At 70.5% G+C, this 17,540-nt stretch carries 19 protein-coding genes; 9 read left to right on the top strand and 10 right to left on the bottom strand.

The window, feature by feature from the left end:
* Nucleotides 1–83: 83 nt before the first annotated feature.
* The 4 genes from AC5DRG_RS46420 to AC5DRG_RS46405 all read right to left on the bottom strand — a co-directional run bounded on the left by AC5DRG_RS46420 (nucleotide 84) and on the right by AC5DRG_RS46405 (nucleotide 4,695).
* The gene (locus AC5DRG_RS46420; protein ID WP_491806334.1) at nucleotides 84–2,228 is read right to left on the bottom strand and encodes a putative bifunctional diguanylate cyclase/phosphodiesterase; all 2,145 of its coding nucleotides are present in this window, start codon (nucleotides 2,226–2,228) and stop codon (nucleotides 84–86) included.
* On the bottom strand, nucleotides 2,225–3,037 hold the full coding sequence (locus AC5DRG_RS46415; protein ID WP_491806333.1) for an SAM-dependent methyltransferase: 813 nt from the start codon (nucleotides 3,035–3,037) through the stop codon (nucleotides 2,225–2,227). Before AC5DRG_RS46415 ends, AC5DRG_RS46420 begins: the two co-directional genes overlap by 4 nt.
* A 279-nt stretch (nucleotides 3,038–3,316) precedes the next feature.
* Nucleotides 3,317–4,264, bottom strand: coding sequence for an SCO0930 family lipoprotein (locus AC5DRG_RS46410; RefSeq protein ID WP_491806332.1), 948 nt, complete (start codon nucleotides 4,262–4,264; stop codon nucleotides 3,317–3,319).
* Between the two features lie 203 nt (nucleotides 4,265–4,467).
* Nucleotides 4,468–4,695, bottom strand: a complete 228-nt coding sequence (locus AC5DRG_RS46405) for a hypothetical protein (protein WP_491806331.1) — start codon at nucleotides 4,693–4,695, stop codon at nucleotides 4,468–4,470.
* Nucleotides 4,696–4,993: 298 nt separating this feature from the next.
* Between AC5DRG_RS46405 and AC5DRG_RS46400 the strand changes: the two genes are divergently transcribed.
* The 3 genes from AC5DRG_RS46400 to AC5DRG_RS46390 all read left to right on the top strand — a co-directional run bounded on the left by AC5DRG_RS46400 (nucleotide 4,994) and on the right by AC5DRG_RS46390 (nucleotide 6,631).
* Entirely contained in the window at nucleotides 4,994–5,122 is a 129-nt protein-coding gene (locus tag AC5DRG_RS46400) for a hypothetical protein (protein WP_491806330.1), read from the top strand.
* Between the two features lie 16 nt (nucleotides 5,123–5,138).
* Entirely contained in the window at nucleotides 5,139–5,903 is a 765-nt protein-coding gene (locus AC5DRG_RS46395; protein WP_491806329.1) for a bestrophin-like domain, read from the top strand.
* Nucleotides 5,904–6,103: 200 nt separating this feature from the next.
* Nucleotides 6,104–6,631 carry a hypothetical protein gene (locus AC5DRG_RS46390; protein WP_491806328.1) on the top strand — a complete coding sequence of 176 codons (528 nt, stop codon included), beginning with the start codon at nucleotides 6,104–6,106 and terminating at the stop codon, nucleotides 6,629–6,631.
* 120 nt (nucleotides 6,632–6,751) lie between these two features.
* Here AC5DRG_RS46390 and AC5DRG_RS46385 read toward each other — a convergent pair whose 3' ends face one another.
* Complete coding sequence (locus AC5DRG_RS46385) at nucleotides 6,752–7,255, bottom strand: hypothetical protein (RefSeq protein ID WP_491806327.1); 504 nt, start codon at nucleotides 7,253–7,255, stop codon at nucleotides 6,752–6,754.
* A 332-nt stretch (nucleotides 7,256–7,587) separates the two neighbouring features.
* Between AC5DRG_RS46385 and AC5DRG_RS46380 the strand changes: the two genes are divergently transcribed.
* On the top strand, nucleotides 7,588–8,256 hold the full coding sequence (locus AC5DRG_RS46380) for a class F sortase (RefSeq protein ID WP_491806326.1): 669 nt from the start codon (nucleotides 7,588–7,590) through the stop codon (nucleotides 8,254–8,256).
* A gap of 42 nt (nucleotides 8,257–8,298) precedes the next feature.
* Here the strand turns inward: AC5DRG_RS46380 and AC5DRG_RS46375 are convergent, their stop codons facing one another.
* Complete coding sequence (locus tag AC5DRG_RS46375; RefSeq protein ID WP_491806325.1) at nucleotides 8,299–9,144, bottom strand: polysaccharide deacetylase family protein; 846 nt, start codon at nucleotides 9,142–9,144, stop codon at nucleotides 8,299–8,301.
* A gap of 147 nt (nucleotides 9,145–9,291) precedes the next feature.
* Here AC5DRG_RS46375 and AC5DRG_RS46370 point away from each other — a divergent pair, with 147 nt between their 5' ends.
* On the top strand, nucleotides 9,292–9,753 hold the full coding sequence (locus tag AC5DRG_RS46370; protein ID WP_491806324.1) for a universal stress protein: 462 nt from the start codon (nucleotides 9,292–9,294) through the stop codon (nucleotides 9,751–9,753).
* A gap of 3 nt (nucleotides 9,754–9,756) precedes the next feature.
* On the opposite strand, the gene AC5DRG_RS46365 is transcribed toward AC5DRG_RS46370, so the two are convergent.
* Nucleotides 9,757–10,572, bottom strand: a complete 816-nt coding sequence (locus AC5DRG_RS46365) for an alpha/beta fold hydrolase (protein WP_491806323.1) — start codon at nucleotides 10,570–10,572, stop codon at nucleotides 9,757–9,759.
* Between the two features lie 56 nt (nucleotides 10,573–10,628).
* Between AC5DRG_RS46365 and AC5DRG_RS46360 the strand changes: the two genes are divergently transcribed.
* Complete coding sequence (locus tag AC5DRG_RS46360) at nucleotides 10,629–11,102, top strand: MarR family winged helix-turn-helix transcriptional regulator (RefSeq protein WP_491806322.1); 474 nt, start codon at nucleotides 10,629–10,631, stop codon at nucleotides 11,100–11,102.
* Between the two features lie 13 nt (nucleotides 11,103–11,115).
* On the opposite strand, the gene AC5DRG_RS46355 is transcribed toward AC5DRG_RS46360, so the two are convergent.
* Nucleotides 11,116–12,273: a CapA family protein gene (locus AC5DRG_RS46355; protein ID WP_491806321.1), complete on the bottom strand. Its 1,158-nt coding sequence runs from the start codon at nucleotides 12,271–12,273 to the stop codon at nucleotides 11,116–11,118.
* 212 nt (nucleotides 12,274–12,485) lie between these two features.
* On the opposite strand from AC5DRG_RS46355, the gene AC5DRG_RS46350 reads away from it, so the two are divergent.
* The 3 genes from AC5DRG_RS46350 (at nucleotide 12,486) to AC5DRG_RS46340 (ending at nucleotide 14,474) form a co-directional block, all read left to right on the top strand.
* Nucleotides 12,486–13,031, top strand: coding sequence for a sigma-70 family RNA polymerase sigma factor (locus tag AC5DRG_RS46350; RefSeq protein ID WP_491806320.1), 546 nt, complete (start codon nucleotides 12,486–12,488; stop codon nucleotides 13,029–13,031).
* A 135-nt stretch (nucleotides 13,032–13,166) separates the two neighbouring features.
* The gene (locus AC5DRG_RS46345; protein ID WP_491806319.1) at nucleotides 13,167–13,682 is read left to right on the top strand and encodes a hypothetical protein; all 516 of its coding nucleotides are present in this window, start codon (nucleotides 13,167–13,169) and stop codon (nucleotides 13,680–13,682) included.
* A 141-nt stretch (nucleotides 13,683–13,823) separates the two neighbouring features.
* Nucleotides 13,824–14,474 carry a zf-HC2 domain-containing protein gene (locus AC5DRG_RS46340; RefSeq protein ID WP_491806318.1) on the top strand — a complete coding sequence of 217 codons (651 nt, stop codon included), beginning with the start codon at nucleotides 13,824–13,826 and terminating at the stop codon, nucleotides 14,472–14,474.
* 25 nt (nucleotides 14,475–14,499) lie between these two features.
* Here the strand turns inward: AC5DRG_RS46340 and AC5DRG_RS46335 are convergent, their stop codons facing one another.
* Together AC5DRG_RS46335 and AC5DRG_RS46330 are read right to left on the bottom strand one after the other, a co-directional pair.
* The gene (locus AC5DRG_RS46335; RefSeq protein WP_491806317.1) at nucleotides 14,500–15,363 is read right to left on the bottom strand and encodes an Fpg/Nei family DNA glycosylase; all 864 of its coding nucleotides are present in this window, start codon (nucleotides 15,361–15,363) and stop codon (nucleotides 14,500–14,502) included.
* 42 nt (nucleotides 15,364–15,405) lie between these two features.
* Nucleotides 15,406–17,493: a SpoIIE family protein phosphatase gene (locus tag AC5DRG_RS46330; protein ID WP_491806316.1), complete on the bottom strand. Its 2,088-nt coding sequence runs from the start codon at nucleotides 17,491–17,493 to the stop codon at nucleotides 15,406–15,408.
* Between the last annotated feature and the right edge of the window lie 47 nt (nucleotides 17,494–17,540).

Below are 17,540 nucleotides of genomic sequence, written 5' to 3'. Positions count from 1 at the left end.
GGTTTCGCCGTGGGGGATCAGGTCCGTTCGGGGCGCGGGGTCGTGTGTGGTTGCTCGCGCAGTTCCCCGCGCCCCTAGGTGGGTCAAGCCGTCGCGTCCACCAAAGCGAGCTCGTGCAGCCTCTCCGGTGGGCCCGGGCGGGCGTAGTACCAGCCCTGGGCCGTGTCGCAGCCCAGTATCCGCAGCTGCTCGGCCTGGGCGCCTGTTTCCACGCCCTCGACCGTCACCGCGAGGTTGAGGCTGTGGGCCAGGGAAACGATTCCGTCGACGATCTTGAGGTCGACGGGGTCGGCCGGGAACTGCTGCATGCTCTGGGTGAAGGAGCGGTCCAGTTTGAGGATGCTCACCGGCAGGCGGCGGAGGTTGGCCAGGTTCGAGTAACCGGTGCCGAAGTCGTCCAGGGCGATGTCGACGCCCATTTCCGCCAGCCGGCGCAGCGGCTTGAGCAGGTCGTCGTCGGCGCCGATCAGGGCCGACTCGGTGACCTCCAGGCAGAGCGCCTGGGGTGAGACGCCCGCGCGCTCCAGGATGTCGACCGTGTCCTGTACCAGGCCGGGATGGGTGAGCTGGCAGGGCGAGAGGTTGACGTTGATGCGCAGCGGTTCGCCGCCCGCCTCGGCGCCGTACCGCTCCTGCCATTCACGGGCCTGGCGCACCGACTGCTCCAGGACCCAGCGCCCCAACGGGACGATCAGCCCGGTGTGTTCGGCGAGCGGGATGAAGCGGTCGGGGCCGAGGACGCCGTGCTGCGGGTGCAGCCAGCGCACCAGGGCCTCGGCGCCGCGGACACTGCCGTCGCCGAGGTGGACCAGCGGCTGGTACTCGATGAAGAACTCGCCCCGGTCCAGGGCCGTCGGCAGCGCCGTGGTGAGCCCGTGCCGGGTGATGGCGCGGGCGTCGGCCTCCGGGTCGGCGAGCTCGAAGCGGTTGCCGCCCGCCGACTTGGCGCGGTACATCGTGATGTCGGCGCTGCGCAGCACCTCCGCCGGGCCGCGCTCCCCGGCCGGGCCCTCGACGATGCCGATACTGCCGCGCACGGTCAGATCACGGCCGTCGATGCTGATCGGGGCGATGAGCGCGTTCATGATGCGGGAGGCGAGCTCGTCGACCTCGCTCTCGGTGTCGGGGCCGGTCGTGAGGGCCACGAACTCGTCGCCGCCGAGCCGGGCGACCATCTCGCCGGGCGCGGTCGCGCAGGACTGGAGGCGGTCGGCGACCTCGACGAGCAGCCGGTCGCCGGCCGCGTGGCCGAGGCTGTCGTTGATGGTCTTGAAGCCGTCGAGGTCGAGGTAGCACAGGCCGAAGCGCTGGGTGTCGCCCGCCGAAAGCGCCTTCTCCAGGCGTTCGAAGAACAGCGTGCGGTTGGGCAGTCCGGTGAGCGCGTCGTGCGTGGCCTCGTAACGCAGCCGGAGGTTGAGCAGGCGCCGCTCGGTGGTGTCCTCCATGAGCGCCAGCTGGTACTCGGGGTTGCCATCGGCGTCACGCAGCAGGGAGACCGTCAGATTGGTCCACAGAACCGTTCCGTCGGGGCGGTAGAACGCCTTCTCGACGTGGTAGTGCTCGCGCTCGCCGCGTACGAGTTCCTCGTAGAGCTTCCACGTCTGGGGGGCGTCCTCGGGGTGTGTCCACTCCATGACGTTGCGGCCGCGCAGGGTCTGTTCGCCGCCGCCGAACATGCGCGTCAACGCGCCGTTGACCTGGAGGACGTTGCCGTCCAGGTCGGCGATCCCGATCCCTATGGCGGCGCCCTCGAAGACCGCCCGGAAGCGGGCCTCGCTCGCGTGCAGCGCCTGCGCGACGACGCCCTGGGCCTGCAACGCGGCCGTGGAGATGGCCTCCTGCTCGGCCAGGGTCCGCTCACGCAGCGCATGGGCGAACCCGGCGGCCATGGCATGCTGCAAGCGGGCCGAGCGCGTCCGCAGGTCCTCCTGGGGGCCGTCCTCGCCGCAGTAGAGCACCAGATACGCGTCGACGCAGTCCAGCGTGTGGCTGAGCGCCTCGGGGTCGGTGCAGTGGGCGGCGACGAGCGCGCCGCCGACCGCCTTGCCCTCGTCGGCGTCGAAGGTCCTGGCCCGCAACGCCTCACTCAACCGCCGTGCCAGCGGCAGGAGTTGCTCCTCCAGCTCCGGCCGGGTCAGCGACGTCGAGGTCGCCGGGAACACCGCCCGACTCCAGATCGTCGCGAACCTGCGCAGTCTGTCCTCCGGCCCGTCCGGCTCGGCGGTCACGCCGTACGCCCCACACCGGCGAAACCGGAGAAGGCATAAGGGTCCTCGTCCTCCGGAGCCGTCTCCGGCCGCCAGCGCGGCATCGGCACCAGTCCGGGTTCCACCATGTCGTACCCCTCGAAGAACCGCGCGATCTCCTCGCGCGAGCGCATGATCAGCGGGTTGCGAATGTCCTTGTATACGTCCACCGTGCCCGCGGCCCGCTCCTGTGGAAGCGGGATTCCCTCGTACGAGGCATGCGTGAGGATCAGCAGGCTGCCGGGCGCGAGCGCCTCGCGCAGTTCTGCCACCGCCCGGTACGGGTCGTCCGCGTCTTCCACGAAGTGCAGTATGGCAACGAGAAGCAGGGCCACTGGCCGATTCAGGTCGATCAGGCGCTCAACCGGGGCACTGGCCAGGATCTCCTGGGGCTTGCGGAGGTCGGCGGCGACGACGCCCGTGTCCTCATTGCCCGCCAGGACCGACTCGCTGTGCGCCACGGCCACCGGGTCGTGGTCGACGTAGACGACGTGCGCGCCGGGGCTCGCCGCCTGGGCCACCTCGTGGACGTTGCCGAAGGTGGGGATGCCGGAGCCGATGTCCAGGAACTGGTCGATGCCCTCGTCCGCGGCGAAGCGCACCGCGCGGCGCATGAACGCCCGGTTCGCCTGCATGATCTTGGGAAGCCCCGGCAGGAACTCCATGGCCTTGCGCGCCGCTTCCCGGTCGACCTCGAAGTTGTGCGATCCGCCCAGGTAGTAGTCGTAGATGCGCGAAACGCTCGGCACCGTGATGTCGATGCTTCGTGGTGCCCAGGCGGGACGCTCCATCTAGCTCTCCAAGGCGTAGACGATCCGGTGTTCGAGCTGAGGCTACTGATCGCCCGCCAATGGAGCGAGCCGAAACGGAAATTGACCGTCCGTTCCCGGTCACTGCCTGCGGCACGTGCCCAATTGACGTGTGTGAGAAGGCAGTAGGAGTTCCGGTGGAATTGCGCCGAAACGGCCGAGCGGGGAAACGGCAAAGCGGCCCGCCCCCTCCGTGCGGTGCGGAGGGGACGGACCGGGCGGTCGCGCGCGCTGCTCTGTTCCTTCTTCCGGCAGCACTTACTACTCTGCCGGCGCGCCGACCGGCTTGCCGTCGGGGGCCACGGCATACCAAGTGCCGCCGACGCCCTGACCGTTGGTGTCTCCGGCGGCCTTGTCACCGGAGAAGGTGTAGATCGGCCAGCAGTTGACCGTCTGCTGCTTGACGCCGTCAGGCCGGGTGAAGCTCATCAGGCCCTTCTTCACGACGCCCTTGGTGTCGTTGGTGGCCACGGGGGAGACCGCCGGCCACTTCTCCAGGCAGGCGCCTTCGCAGGCCGACACGGGCTTGGGCCAGGCCTCGTCCTTCATGAAGCGGTAGACGGTCATGCCGTTCTTGTCGACGACGATCTCGCCGAGGGTGGGGTCCTCGCGGGTCGAAAGGCCGGGCAGGTCCGCGAGGGTCGCCTTCTTGCCGGTGGGCGCGAGGGCGTACCACTTGCCGCCCACACCCTGGCCGTTGACGTCCCCGGCGTTCACGTCCTTCGCATAGCGGTACGCCGGCCAGCCGGCGATCGTCAGCTGCTTGGTGCCGTCGGCCCTGGTGACCTCGCCGAGCAGGGCCTTGTCGATGCCCTCGCCGGCCGTGGCGTCGTCCGCGGGAACGGGCGGCCAGGTCGTGGCGCAGTCGCCGTCACAGTTCGACTTCGGCGGCTCGGCGGTGTCCTGGTCGAAGCGGTAAAGGGTAAGACCGGTGCCGTCGGTGAGCACCTTGCCGAGCTCAGCGTTGGTGGCGACGTTCAGTTCACCCGCGGCAGCGGCCGTCGGGCTGGCCGAGGCCCCCGTCCCGGACCCGACACCACTGCCGACACCGGTGCCCACACCTCCGTAACCACCGGCCGCGGCCGTGGCACCCACATTCTGCGCCGCCGAAGAAGGCGTGGTCGCGTTCTCCTGACCGCACGCCGTCGTCAGCGCCAGCACAGCCACACCGCTAGCCACGAGTGAGGCGCTTCGCCAGGACGTCTTCATCGTCAACTCCCCATATTCGCAAGGGTGTTGCAGCGCCCTACTGCACCGCATCACGGCACTAGGTACGCGTGGGGGCACTGGTTGTGTTCAACCGCCCCGCAAATTTCTTTCCGAAACCTGTGCCATCACCTGTGCCACCCGTCGCAATCCGCGAGAGCCCGACGGCAGATCAAACCGCCGCACTCCGTTTTCCCTCGTTCGGGTCAATCGGCCTGCACTCGGGCGCGGGCCGGCGCGCGAGGGCTCATGATCTCCGTCGCGCATGGACCCGAATCGACCCATTCCGCCCTCGCCATACGGGTTTTGGCCTTGGTGACACTGACCTGGCTCCTCGTCGCCGCACCGGCCGGGGTGGCGGTGGCCGACGCCTGCGCGTACGCCTCGACGGGCCCGGACGGCTTGGAGGCCGTGGCGGTCGCCGGAGACCTCACCTGGCCCTCCCACCCGCCATGCCCCTCGCCGACACCGACCCCGACTCCCACCCCTACTCCGACACCCACGCCCACGCCCACGCCCACGCCGACTCCGAAGCCCACACCCACACCCACACCGACGCCGCCCCCTAAACCGAGGCCCACGCCGCCCCCCGAGCCGACGCCCCCGCCGGCGCCGCAGCCGGCCGCGCCCCTCCCTCGGCCGACGCCCCCTCCACCGCCCACTCCGACACCGACTCCATCGCGGACACCGGCACCGACACCGACGCCCAGTCCGCACCCTTCGGCGTCCCCGGTGACCTATCCGCGCTATCACGCCCAGCCGCTCAAGCGGCCCTCGAACGGCGGCACCTCACCGCTCACCTTCGTCCTGCTCATCACCGTCCCCGCGGTGGTGGCCGTAGCCGCGCTCCGTCCGCGCTGATCCCTGGAGGCACTTCTTGTCGGAATGGCTTGTTCTCACCCTCGCGATGTCGGCCGCCTGCGTCGTGGTGGTCATCATCACGTTCGTACGGCACCGCACGGCCGCCGAGGACGAGGACCCCTCCGAGACCCCGGACGTCATCGAGTACATGACGATGTGGATCGGCGTGGTCTACGCCATCGTCCTGGGGCTGGCCATCGCCGGCGTCTGGGAGGCCCGCAGTGTCGCCCAGGACCACGTCCAGGCGGAGGCGCAGGCGTTGCACGAGATCTCGGAGCGCGTCCGGGTCTACCCGCCCGACGCCCGTGACCGGATTCGGGCCGATGTCAACGCCTATGTCGGACACGTCGTGAACACCGAGTGGAAGACGATGGCCGACCAGGGGAAGGTCACCGAGCGCGGGTCCGAGCTCCTCGACCGGATCCGCCAGGACGTCACCGACTACGAGCCGCGAACGGACTTCGAGGCCCAGGCGTACCAGCCGCTCGTCGACCAGGTGGCCGCCGCCGACCAGGCGCGCACCGCCCGCGCGAACTCGACCGGGGCGACCATGCCCAACGTGGTGTGGTTCGGGCTGCTGGCCGGAGGCGTGATCACCATCGGCATGGTCTTCGCGCTGCAGATCCGCCGTACGGCGCGGGAGATGATCCTCGCCGGGCTCTTCTCGGCGCTGATCGCCTTCCTGCTCTTCCTGATCTGGGACTTCGACGCCCCCTACAGCCGGGGCATCACGGCATCGTCGGAACCGTTCCTGAACCTCTTCCCGGGCATCAACGGCTGACGGTTCCTCACCGAAGAGGCGGCCGGGGGACGCTCGACACGCCGCGGCCGTCCCCTGAGTGGCCCAAACACTTGCCCCATTTGCGCGACAGCGATCGCGCAGCTGTGCGGATCTTCCTAACGTTTCGTTCATCGAGGTGCATTTCTGGCGCAAGCGGAAAAAAGTCCGCGGCTGCTCCTCGGGGACCCGGAGGATTCACCATGCGAGCGATACGCGTCGCTTCGGCCGCACTGCTGGGCGTCAGCGCCCTCGCCATCTCCGCTCCGGCCGCCGTCGCGAGCGGCGACGGCAACATCACGCCGTTCGGCTTCAGTGTGCTGCCGTCCACCATCGCGGCGGGCGGACAGGTCACCCTGCAACTGGACCGTCACGGCGGCTGCAGGGGCACGGCCACGGTGTCGTCCGGGGTCTTCGACACGGTCTCCATCCCGTCCGGCAGATCGTCGGCCACGGCCATGGTCGACTGGGACGCCAGACCGGGAGCGGTGTACCAGGTGACGTTCAGCTGTGACGGCGCGAGCGGCTCCACGGACCTGACCATCGCCAGCGGCCGCCCGATCAATCCCACACCGGTCCCCATTCCGCCCCGGGGTGTTCACGCCGGTGAGGGCGGCAGCGTCGCCGGCTTCGACCTCAAGGAGATCGGAGTCGGGGCCGCGCTCATCGCGGGCTCGATCGGTGCGGCGTACCACTTCTCGCGTCGCCGGACCGGCGAGGACGACGCCTGACCGCACCGCCCCACCACCCGCACAGGCCTTCGCCCCGGTCCGTCGAGGGACCGGGGCGAAGGCCTGTGACGTGCGTTCTCCGAAGGGAAGAGATCTCTCTCTACTGCTGGTTGCGGCAGGTCAGATCCGCCTCTCCGAGCGGCGGCGCATCCAGAACACCCCGCCGCCGATGACGGCCGCGGCAACGAGACCGCCGCCGATGGCCATGTCGGTCGGCGTCGCCCCGGTGGAACTGCTGCCGCCGAGACCGCCGCGGACACCGCCGATGACGGTGAAGGCCGAGTCACGGGTCAGCGTGCTCCCGTTCTGGCAGCGGACGGTGATGCTGTACGAGCCCGGTCGGGCCGTCGAGCTGACGGTGGCCGTTCCGCTCGACGTCGTGCCCGTGCCGCCGACGGGGGTCAGGGTCGCAGGGGAGTTGAACGCCGGCGAGGTCGCGGTGGCGCCGTTGATGCATCCGTCGACCGTCACGGTCAGCTGTCCACCGCGGGCGATCACGCTGGGCAGGGCGACGATGTTGCTCGGGCTGGCGCTCATGCCGTCCCGGGCGACGGCCGCGGGGGCGGCGAGCCCCAGAGCTGCGACCGCGGCGCCGGCGACCGCCAGTGCACGAGTAGTACGCATGTCTTCCTCCGCGGAAGGCGCCCCGGGAACCGTCCCCGGTCGATCGGCGAGAAAACGCCTCCCAGACAGACCCTCAGATGCCGTGCACGCGCCCGCATTTCGGGAATGGTCCGTACCGGTGAGACGACACGCCGGGAAATAACCTCACAATCGGATATTGCCGCAGGTCACGGACCGTCAGAAAATTCCTGCCATCGGCAACTCGGATGGCTCACCGAATGAAGGCGGGGCCACCCGTTCGCTGCTGCCCCGTCGCCGGTTTCACGCGCGGGACTTAGCGTTCTCGTATGCGCGATTGACGCGGCGACGGCCGCGTCGAGAGGGGATGACGAATGTCTGCGTCCGAGCTGTTCGAAGCGGAAGAGGAGGAGCAGCGGAAGAAGCGCGCTCCTTGGGGCGTGATAGCGCTTGTTCTGCTGACCGGCCTCGCGCTCATTCGGAATGGATCGGGGGAGTTCGACATCGGGCCCCCACAGCCCGCCTCGGCGGCCGCCGCGGACAGCCGCACCGGCATCGGCACCTTCGCGAAAGCCCCGGACCCGCTGCCGTACTCCGTGGTCGACCGCGTCAGGATTCCGTCCATCCAGGTCGACGCGCCCGTCATGCCGGTCGGCCTGGACGCGGAAGGGTGGGTCGGCGCTCCGCCGCCGGAGGACCCGAATCTGGCGGGCTGGTTCACCGGCGCGGTCTCCCCCGGCGAAAAGGGCACCGCGGTCGTAGTCGGCCATGTGGACAACAAACAGGGCCCCGCCGTGTTCTACGGACTCGGGGCCCTCAAGAAGGGAAGTCGCGTCGAGGTGACGCGCCAGGACGGAAAGACCGCCGTGTTCGAGATCTACGGCATCGAGGTCTTCGAGAAGAACGATTTCCCCGGAGACCGTGTATACCGTTCCAAGGGCACCCCGGAATTGCGGGTGATCACCTGCGGGGGCGGATTCTCCAAACAGAACGGCTACGACGGGAACGTCGTCGTGTTCGCCCGCCTGGCCGAGGTCCGCTGAGCGTTCCCCGGCCGGGCGGGCGAGAGCCCGTCGGATTTCCGGTCAGGCGCGCTGCCGTCGCGGGACGGTGATGTGATAGCCGGTTTCCAGCAGTTGCGGCAGATAGTCGCGCAGCGCCCGCACACTCTGCGAGCGGTCGCCCCCGGCGTCGTGCGAGAGCACCACGACACCGGGGGCGGCGCCGTCCTCGACCCGGTCGACGATCGTGCGGGCACCGGGGGTGGTCCAGTCGAGCGTGTCGACGGTCCAGGCCAGTGGCTCCATGCCCAGTTCGGCGCCGAGTTGGAAGGCCGCGCGGTTCCAGGCTCCGTAGGGCGCGCGGAACCAGGCCGGCCGTTCGCCGTAGGCCTCCTCGATGACGTCGCAGGTGCGTTCCATCTCGGAGCGGATCCGGCCCCGGCTCAGCCGGGTCAGCAGTGGATGGGACCAGGTGTGGTTGCCGACGATGTGTCCGTCGTCGGCCATCTCCGCCAGCAGGTCCTTGTTGTCCACGGCCATCTCCCCGCACACGAAGAACATCGCGCGGACGTCGTACTCGCGCAGGGTCTGCAGGATTTCCGGGGTGTAGCGGGGGTCGGGTCCGTCGTCGAAGGTCAGCACCATGGTGCGGCCGCGGCCGGACATGCGCAGGAAGGGTTCGCGCCGGACCAGGGGGCGGGCCGGCGCGGTGCGGAGCGGGCCGTATCCGGTGAGGGGCTGGAGTCGGTAGGCGGAGGGCTTGAGCGCGCGGTGTGCCTGCGGGCCCGCCGCCGGGGCGGTGGACCGTGCCGCGGTGTCGGACGGTCCCGCGGTGAGCAGCGCTGCCGTGCCGGCCGCTCCCGCCGCCCCCAGAACGGCGACGCCGGCGACCAACGCCCCACGCCGCGTGAGCAACTGATCCTTCTTCATGACTCATCAGTCGCCCGGCAGCGGGCCGCCGCACCCCTGTAGCACCGGTGCGGCGGCAGGAAAACACCCGCCCGGCGTAGGCAGGGCCCGCTCGTCGGCCGACCTGGCCCGGCCATCGGACCTGCGGGTTCCGATAGCCTCGCAGCCGTGACGGAACAGCACAGCACCAAGTTCGAGCGGGGCACGGACGGGCCCAAGGTCATCGTGGTCGGAGTGGACGGCTCCGACTCCTCGCTGCGCGCCGCCTCGTACGCCGGTGGCCTGGCCCGGCGGCAGCACGCGCTGCTCGCCGTCGTGTACGTGCAGCCGGTGATGGCAGCGGGCGCCGCGTTCGGGGCGCCGGTCGCGGAGACCACTGACGCGATCGCCGAGGACCTCATCGCGCAGATCCGGGACGCGGCCGAGCGCGTCAAGGGGATATTCGATGTGCGCTGGGAGTTCCACACGTTCCGCGGCGACCCGTACAACGGCCTGGTGAAGGCGGCCGACGAACTCAAGGCCGACGCCGTGATCGTGGGCGCGTCCGAGCAGGCCGGCCACCGGATCGTCGGTTCCGTCGCGATCCGGCTGGTGAAGGCGGGGCGCTGGCCGGTGACCGTGGTGCCGTAGGGATCAGAGAGTCTGGAGGAAGCCGAGCAAGGCCTTGTTGAAGTCGTCGGGTTTCTCCAGGTTCGGATAGTGGCCGACGCCCTCGATGGTCTGGGACCGGCCATCCGGGACCGTGTCGGCGAGTCGGTCGGCCGCGGCGATCATCTCGGCGGGTTCGAGGGTGCCGTTGAGGGTGAGGACGGGGACGTCGATCCCCGGCGCCCGGCTCCAGGAGTCGGTCACGGGGACGAGCCAGTCCTTCTCGTCGGGCGTGTGCTTGGAGATCGTGCCCAGGGCCATCTCCCGGAGCCGGAGCGGGATCTTTGGGTCGATGTCGTCGAGGGGGCGGTGCTCGCCGGGAACGACCCGCACGAAGGCCCTGAGCCAGCCCTCGATGTCCCCGGCGCCCAGCGTGCGGGCGTACTCGGCCTGGATCTCCTGGATCCAGGGATCCGTGTACCGGAAGTCGCCGGTCGCCGCCCCGCAGGTGACCACCGCGCGGACGACTTCCGGGTGCTCCAGGACGGTGTCGGTGGCGATCACACCGCCCATCGACAGGCCGACGAGGACCGCGGGCCCCGCGTCGAGGTGGCGCAGCAGACCTGCGAGGTCGTCGGCCCAGCGGAAGGGCCGGGTCGCGTTGGCGGAGGATCCGTGGCCGCGGGCGTCCGGGGCGATCACGCGGAACGCGCCCGCGAGGGCCGGAATCTGGTCGTTCCAGACCCGGTGGTCGACGTATCCGGAGTGGAGCAGGACGACGAGGTCCCCGGCGCCGATGTCGCGGTAGGCGAGGTCGCCGTCGGCCGAGGCGAAGTACTTCAGTTCCGAAGCAGCAGTCATGACAACCAAGGTGTCATCCTGGCTGACTTTGGCAACCCAGGTGTCATGATGAGTGCGTGAACGACACCGGCAGCCCTCTCCCTCCCGACGAACTCGGTCTGCGTCTCACCGAGGTCTTCGACCTGATCGGCCCGCTCTACCGGCGCGCCCTGCGCAAGCTGGAGCAGGCGGAAGAGATCGAGGGCGCCTCCGTCGGCGTGCGCTCCCTGCTGGATCTGCTGCGCAGGTACGGGGACATGACGGTCCCGCAGCTGGCGCGTATCCAGGCACTGAGCCGGCAGTTCGTGCAGCGCATGGTCAATGACGCGGCGGCGCGCGGATGGGTCGAGAGCATCCCGAATCCCGCGCACCAGCGCTCGTCGCTGATCCGGATCACCGAGGAGGGCCGGGCGCTCATCGCCACCGTCCTCGACCGCGAGCACACCCTCAATCGCCAGGTCGGCGGCGATCTCACCGACGCCGAGGTACAGGCCTGCGTGCGGGTGCTGAGGGAGATGCTGAGGACGTTCGAGCACGTCGACGTGGACTGACCGTGTTCCGGCGCTACTCCCCCATCAGCAGCCCGTCCTTCGCGGCGCCCCGGCTGAGCACGACCTCCCGGATCCGGTCGCGCACGCCGCGTACCTCGGCGCCCTGGGCGAGCGCCTCGTTGAGGTTGACCACCTGGCCGGCGTCGACGTCGAAGAGCTGTGGGACGAACTCGGCCTTCGTGACCTCCCAGCGGCCGCCGGGCCGGGCGGGCGGGGTGAAGGTGAAGCGGCCCAGGGTGCTCTGGTTGCCCCGCGGGTCCTGGACGCCCTGGTAGTTGGTCATCTCGCCGGCGATCTGGTCGCCCATGCCGTAGATCACCCAGGTGCCGTTGACCTTCTCGTAGGCCTGCGGGATGTGGGCGTGGGTGCCGAGGATGAGGTCGATGTCCGGGCGGTCGCCGGTGCGGGAGGCGGTGAGCCGCTGGGCCAGGGTCAGTTGCTGCTCGTCGGGCGCGTCCTGCCATTCGGTGCCCCAGTGCAGGGATACGACGACCACGTCGGCGCCCGCCTGGCGGGCGGCCCGGGCGTCCGCCAGGATCCGGTTCTCGTCGATCAGGTTGACGGCCCAGGGCTGATCCGCCGGGAGGGGGAAGCCGTTCGTGCCGTACGTGTAGGCGAGATGGGCGACCCGCGCCGGGCCCGCACGCAGCACGGTGACGGTGCGCGCCTCGGCATCCGAGCGCGCCGACCCCGCGTGGCGCACACCGGCCCGGTCGAGGGCGTCCAGGGTGCGCTGGATGCCCGCCGCTCCGTCGTCCAGCGTGTGGTTGGAGGCGGTGGAGCAGCCGTCGTAGCCGGTGGCGGCGAGGCCCGCGGCGACCTCGGGCGGGGACTTGAAGGTGGGGTAGCCGGTGTAGTCGCCGTCCGCGCCGTACACGGTCTCCATGTGACACAGCGCCACATCGGCGCGGGACACGACGGGCTGGATGTCGGCGAGCATCGGCCGGAAGTCGTAGCCGTTGCCGCCCGCGTCGAAGCGCGCCCGGTCGATGATCGAGCTGTGCGGCAGGACGTCGCCCGAGGCGACGAGCGTGAAGCCCCGGGGTCCGGTGGCGGACGGGGCCGGACGTCCGGTCCGCGTGGGCGGGCCCTGGTCCTGCGCCTGGCAGGCGGCACCCGCGGCGAGAACGGCGGTCAGGGCCAGGGCCAGCTGGTGCCTGCGTGCGATCATCACTTCACCCCGATGCGGTCGTATTTACTGAAGAATCAATACGAATCCGCACAGCGCCCCAAACAACCGGAACCACTCCCTAACCCTTCCGGGGTGCGAGAACGATGCGGAGGGAACCGTTCGTCTCACCGTTCGTCGACGCGATCGACCGTCCGCCGCAGATCCTTGTGAGTGCCCTGTCCCCGGGGAGCGCCCTGCGATGCCATACGGCCATGACGGCCGGAACCACCCTCACGAACGGGACGACCGCCGAGCACGAGCTCGCCGCACTGCAGCGCGAGCACGGCCGGCCCCTCTTCGCGTTACTGCTCCGGCTGTGTGACGGCGACCGGCAACGCGCCGAGGACCTCGTGCAGGAGACGCTCGTACGCGCCTGGCAGCATCCCGAGGCGCTGCGCGCCGACGACTTCGACTCCGTACGGCCGTGGCTGATGACGGTGGGACGGCGGCTCGCCATAGACGCGCGGCGGGCCCGGCAGGCGCGTCCGGCGGAGGTCGGGGACGCGGTCCTGGAGAACGCGCGGGTGATCGCCGACCACGCCGAGCGGGCGGCGGCGGCCCTCGATGTGCGCGAGGCTGTGAAGACACTCACTCCGGAGCACCGTGACGTATTGGTGCTCGTGTACTTCCACGGGGCGAGTGTGGCGGAGGCCGCGGAGGCACTCGGGATTCCGCCCGGTACCGTGAAGTCTCGCGCGTACTACGCGCTGCGCGCCCTGCGCCGGGTACTTCCGGGATATGCGGCCGACCTGCGGTGAAACCAATGGGTAAGTCAAACCTCCGTAAAGCGCCTTGCTGAGGACCATGATTGAGCAATCAGCTGTCTTCATCCGTGTTCCGGACTGGGGCCCGGGGTCGGGCGACGCGCACGCACCGGAGGAAGGCAGGAAGGGATGCTGCACAGAGGTCAGGAGAGCACGGACGGCACCGGCGGCGGTGAACTGACCGTCCCCATGGCGTGGTTGTACGCCGAGTACATCGCGGACGAACTGCTGCGGACGGGCGATCTGATGCCGCCGACGTCCTTCGAGTTCCGCGCCGGGCGGGATGCCCTGGCGTTGACCATTTTCCTTTCCGACACCGACGGCGAGCTGTCCGGGATCCGGGTGGTCACCCAGCTGGAGACCTGGCTGTCGCTGACGGCCTACGACCAGCCGTGGCAGGACTGGGTGCGTGAGCGCATGGCGGGGCTGGCGGCCGAGGCCGCCGAATCCGGCGGGCCCGCACCGGACTTGGAGCTGGCCGCGGCGGCCTGGCGCTGGCTGGAGGAGACCGAGCTGCTCGCGCCCGACCTGGACGCGGTGCCGGGCGGCGCCGCGGTCTTCGGCGAGGACGACGGGCCGAAGGTGTGGACACCGGCCTGGCAGCTCGGTCTGCCGCTGGGACATCTCGCCATCCATCTTTTTTAGAATCGGACCAATCCGCGGGCCGAGCCGCTCCGAATCCCTTGGTCTCGATTCTGTATGGGGCTTGAGTGATTCCGCTGTCCGGTGCGTACCGGTGGGAGCAACGAGTAACCCCACCCGCACCCAACGGCACGAGGATTCGGCATGAGGTCCCTGGAAAGGCATCGCGACGTCGGCGCGTACGCGCTCGGCGTGCTGGACGAGGCGGAGGCCTTCCGCTTCGAGGACCACCTCATGGAGTGCCCCCAGTGTGCGGCACACGTGACCGAGTTCGGGCCCGCCGCCCGCCAGTTGATGCTGTACCGGCGGGCCACACCCCGCGCGGTGCACCCGTTCGCCCAGCCCGGTCCCCGGCTCCTCGACCGGCTCCTCGGCGAGGTGGCGGCGCGGCACCGGGTCCGGCGCAGGCGGGTGCTGTACGCCGTGGCCGCGTCGGTGGCGGTCGCCGTCGGCGGGCCCGCGATCGCGGTCCTGGCCGGACCGGGAGAGCAGGCCGTGCGGCTCACGGCGACCGATGAACGGTCGGGAGTGTGGGCCCAGGTCACGGCCGAGAACGAGGTCTCCGGCAGCCACGTCATGCTGAAGATCAAGGACGGGGCGGGCCCCCGCTCCTGCCGGCTGATCGCCATCGGCAAGGACGGCACGGAGGAGACCGTGACCAGCTGGACCGTGCCCGACCACGACGCCCGCCCGAACACCATGGAGGGCGGCGCGGCGATGCACCCCTCGGAGATCGCCCGCTACGAGGTGCGGACGGCCAAGGGCGAGCATCTGGTGACGCTCAACTCGGACTAGCCGACCGACTCCTCAGGGACGCCCGCTACTTAAGCAGCTTCGACATTCTGCGGTCCGCCAGCGGTTTCCCGCCCGTCTGACACGTCGGGCAGTACTGCAGTGAGGAGTCGCTGAAGGACACCTCGCGGATGGTGTCGCCGCACACCGGGCAGGGTTCCCCGGTCTTGCCGTGCACCCGCAGGCCGCTCTTCTTCTCCGCCTTCAGACGTCCGGCCGCCAGGCCCCTGGACCGCTCGACCGCCTCGGTGAGCGTCGTGCGCAGCGCCTCGTACAGCCGCCGGGTCTCCTCGGGAGTCAGTGACGAGGTCGGCTTGAAGGGCGACATCCGCGCCGCGTGCAGGATCTCGTCGCTGTACGCGTTCCCCACCCCCGCGATCAGACTCTGGTCGCGCAGCGCGCCCTTGAGCTGCCGTCGCTCCCCGGTCAGCAGCTCGGCGAGAGCGTCTACGTCGAAGTCGTCGGCCAGCGGATCGGGGCCGAGCCGGGCCACACCGAGCACCTCGCGCGGATCCGCCACGACGTACACCGCGAGCCGCTTCTGCGTGCCGTACTCCGTCAGGTCGAAACCCGCGCCGGTCTCCAGCGCGATCCGCATCGCCAGGGGTCCCTTGCCCGGCTTGGGCGGGCCGTCCGGCAGCCTGTCCTTCCAGTGCAGCCAGCCCGCGCGGGCCAGGTGGGTCACGAAGTGCGGGCCGCCGTCCGTCTCCAGGTCCAGAAACTTGCCGTGCCGGTGCACGGCGGTGACCTCGCGGCCCTCGACGGAGGCGAGCGGAGGGTCGTAGGTCTTCAGGACGCTGATCGCGACGGGCAGTGCCCGCACGATCTCGTGGCCCACGAGATGCTCGGTGAGGAAGTCCTTGAGCGCTTCCACCTCGGGTAGTTCCGGCATACGTCCAGAGTGCCATCCGGGGCCGACGGTGTCCGGTGGGTCTCAGCTCCGTTCCGGCACCGCGAACTCGCACCACACGCACTTGCCGCCGCCGCGCGCCTCCACGCCCCACACGTCGCTGAGCAGGTCGACGAGGAGCAGACCGCGGCCGGAGACGCCGGACTCGCCCGCCTCGCGGCGGCGCGGCAGGGCGCTGGAGGAGTCCTCGACCTCGACACGCATCCGTCGGCCGGTGCCGGTGAGGACCCTGAGGGTGACGATCGCGGAGCCCTCGGTGTGCATCAGGACGTTGGTGATCAGTTCGTCCGCGATCAGCTCGATCTCGTCGGCGCGCTCGCGCGCGCCCCAGGCGCGGACCGCGGCGCGGATCATGTGCCGGGCCTCGGTGAGGGCCTCGGGGTCGCCGGGTGCCACGTGCTGCTGGAGCCGGCCGCCGGACTGCGGTGCCTCCAGGGCGCGCCGGCGCAGCAGAAGCAGGGCCACGTCGTCGTCGCCCCCGCGTTCCTCGGCCACGTCGATCAGGCAGTCGGCGAGGTCCCGTACGTCGTCCGGTCCTGAGCCGATCATCGCGGTGAGGGTCCGCATGCCGTCGTCGAGGTCGGCGCCGGGCGTTTCGACGAGGCCGTCGGTGCACAGCAGCAGGGTCTGGCCGGGGTCGAGCTCGATCGTGGCGACCGGGTATTCGAGGCGCCCGAACTCGGCGGACAGGCCGAGCGGCAGGCCGCCCTCGACGGGGACACGGCGGCAGGTCCCGTCGGTGTGCCGCACCAGCGGGTCGATGTGGCCGGCCCGGACCACCTGGACCACTCCGGTGGACAGGTCGGCCTCGGCGTAGAGGCAGGTGGCGAAGCGGTCGGTGTCGAGTTCGTCGAGGAAGACGGAGGCGCGGGCCATCACCGTGGCGGGGGTGTGGCCCTCGGCGGCGTAGGCGCGCAGCACGATGCGCAGCTGGCCCATGACGGCGGCGGCGTGGGTGTCGTGGCCCTGGACATCGCCGATGACGGCGCCGACCCGGCCGCCGGGGAGAGGGATCAGGTCGTACCAGTCACCGCCGATGTCGCGGCCGAGCTGGCCGCCCACCGACGCGGCCCGGTAGCGGACGGCGACGTCGGCGCCCGGGACGCTGGGGATGGAGCGCGGCAGCATGGCCTGCTGGAGGCCCTGGGCGAGGTCCTTCTCCTGTTCGTAGAACATGGCCCGCTGGAGGCTCTGCGCGATGCTGCTGCCGAGGGCGACGAGGACGTTGCGCTCCTCGGCGGTGAAGCCGCGCCGGTCGCTGTAGAGCAGGCCCATCGCGCCGATCGGACGGGCCTGGACGATGAGCGGCAGATAGGCGGCCGAGGTGATGTTCAGGTCGGTGATGTGCGGCCACAGGATCGGGTAGCTCTCGGCGAACTCCTCCGGGGACTCGATGAAGCGCGGGCTGAGGGTGCGGACGACCTCGCCCATCGGGTACGGCTCGTCGATCCGGGTGACGTCGGTGCCGGGCACGAAGCTGCCCGCCGGGCCCTCCGCGACGAGGCGGATGCGGCCGGCCTCGACCAGGCCCATGACGAGGCTCGTCGCACCGAGGTGGGTGAGGCCGTGGGTGTCCTTGAGGACGTCGATGACGTCCTGGACGGTGCGGGCGTGCGCGAGGGCGGCCGTGGTGAGCTGGACGACGTTGGTCTGCTCACGGCGGGCGTCGTCCTGGGCGGCCCGTTCGCGGCGCGCCTCGCTGTCGCTGAGCTCCTGGGTGGCGTCCCGGACGATGCCGATGATCCGGCGGGGGCGACCGGTCTCGTCGCGCCGGATGTAGCCCTGGGTGTGGGTCCAGCGCAGGGTGCCGTCCCGGCGGCGGATGCGGAAGTAGGCGCCGTAGTTCTCGCTGCCGTCCTTCATGGCCTGGGAGACGAGGCCGTCGAGCCGGTAGCCCTCGGGCGGCGGGACCCGTACGGCCAGGCTCTCGGGGTGGCCGTCGTATTCGTCGGGGCGCAGGTCGAACACCTCGTGGGCCTGGGCGTCCATGTGGAACAGGCCGCTGTCCAGGTCCCAGTCGAAGCTGCCCATGCGGTTGAGCGCCAGGATCGGATCCGGGTGGGCGGGCCAGTCGTCCGGGAGTGACAGGGCGCTCGCTCCCCGATCAACCATGGGGCCACTTTGCCAGGATTCGCCCGATTCCTCGACCGGGGAGGCGG

The organism is Streptomyces sp. JLBG701 (genome assembly GCF_058544905.1).
The sequence above is the reverse complement of the archived record's forward strand: the minus strand, read 5'-3'. Positions and strand labels throughout refer to the sequence as shown.

What these genes read in the sequence shown, in the direction of transcription:
- AC5DRG_RS46415 (WP_491806333.1), bottom strand. Translation starts at nt 3,037, where the DNA reads ATGGAGCGTCCCGCCTGGGCACCACGAAGCATCGACATCACGGTGCCG.
- AC5DRG_RS46410 (WP_491806332.1), bottom strand. Translation starts at nt 4,264, where the DNA reads ATGAAGACGTCCTGGCGAAGCGCCTCACTCGTGGCTAGCGGTGTGGCT.
- AC5DRG_RS46390 (WP_491806328.1), top strand. Translation starts at nt 6,104, where the DNA reads ATGCGAGCGATACGCGTCGCTTCGGCCGCACTGCTGGGCGTCAGCGCC.
- AC5DRG_RS46385 (WP_491806327.1), bottom strand. Translation starts at nt 7,255, where the DNA reads ATGCGTACTACTCGTGCACTGGCGGTCGCCGGCGCCGCGGTCGCAGCT.
- AC5DRG_RS46380 (WP_491806326.1), top strand. Translation starts at nt 7,588, where the DNA reads ATGTCTGCGTCCGAGCTGTTCGAAGCGGAAGAGGAGGAGCAGCGGAAG.
- AC5DRG_RS46375 (WP_491806325.1), bottom strand. Translation starts at nt 9,144, where the DNA reads ATGAAGAAGGATCAGTTGCTCACGCGGCGTGGGGCGTTGGTCGCCGGC.
- AC5DRG_RS46365 (WP_491806323.1), bottom strand. Translation starts at nt 10,572, where the DNA reads ATGACTGCTGCTTCGGAACTGAAGTACTTCGCCTCGGCCGACGGCGAC.
- AC5DRG_RS46355 (WP_491806321.1), bottom strand. Translation starts at nt 12,273, where the DNA reads ATGATCGCACGCAGGCACCAGCTGGCCCTGGCCCTGACCGCCGTTCTC.
- AC5DRG_RS46350 (WP_491806320.1), top strand. Translation starts at nt 12,486, where the DNA reads ATGACGGCCGGAACCACCCTCACGAACGGGACGACCGCCGAGCACGAG.
- AC5DRG_RS46345 (WP_491806319.1), top strand. Translation starts at nt 13,167, where the DNA reads ATGCTGCACAGAGGTCAGGAGAGCACGGACGGCACCGGCGGCGGTGAA.
- AC5DRG_RS46340 (WP_491806318.1), top strand. Translation starts at nt 13,824, where the DNA reads ATGAGGTCCCTGGAAAGGCATCGCGACGTCGGCGCGTACGCGCTCGGC.
- AC5DRG_RS46335 (WP_491806317.1), bottom strand. Translation starts at nt 15,363, where the DNA reads ATGCCGGAACTACCCGAGGTGGAAGCGCTCAAGGACTTCCTCACCGAG.
- AC5DRG_RS46330 (WP_491806316.1), bottom strand. Translation starts at nt 17,493, where the DNA reads ATGGTTGATCGGGGAGCGAGCGCCCTGTCACTCCCGGACGACTGGCCC.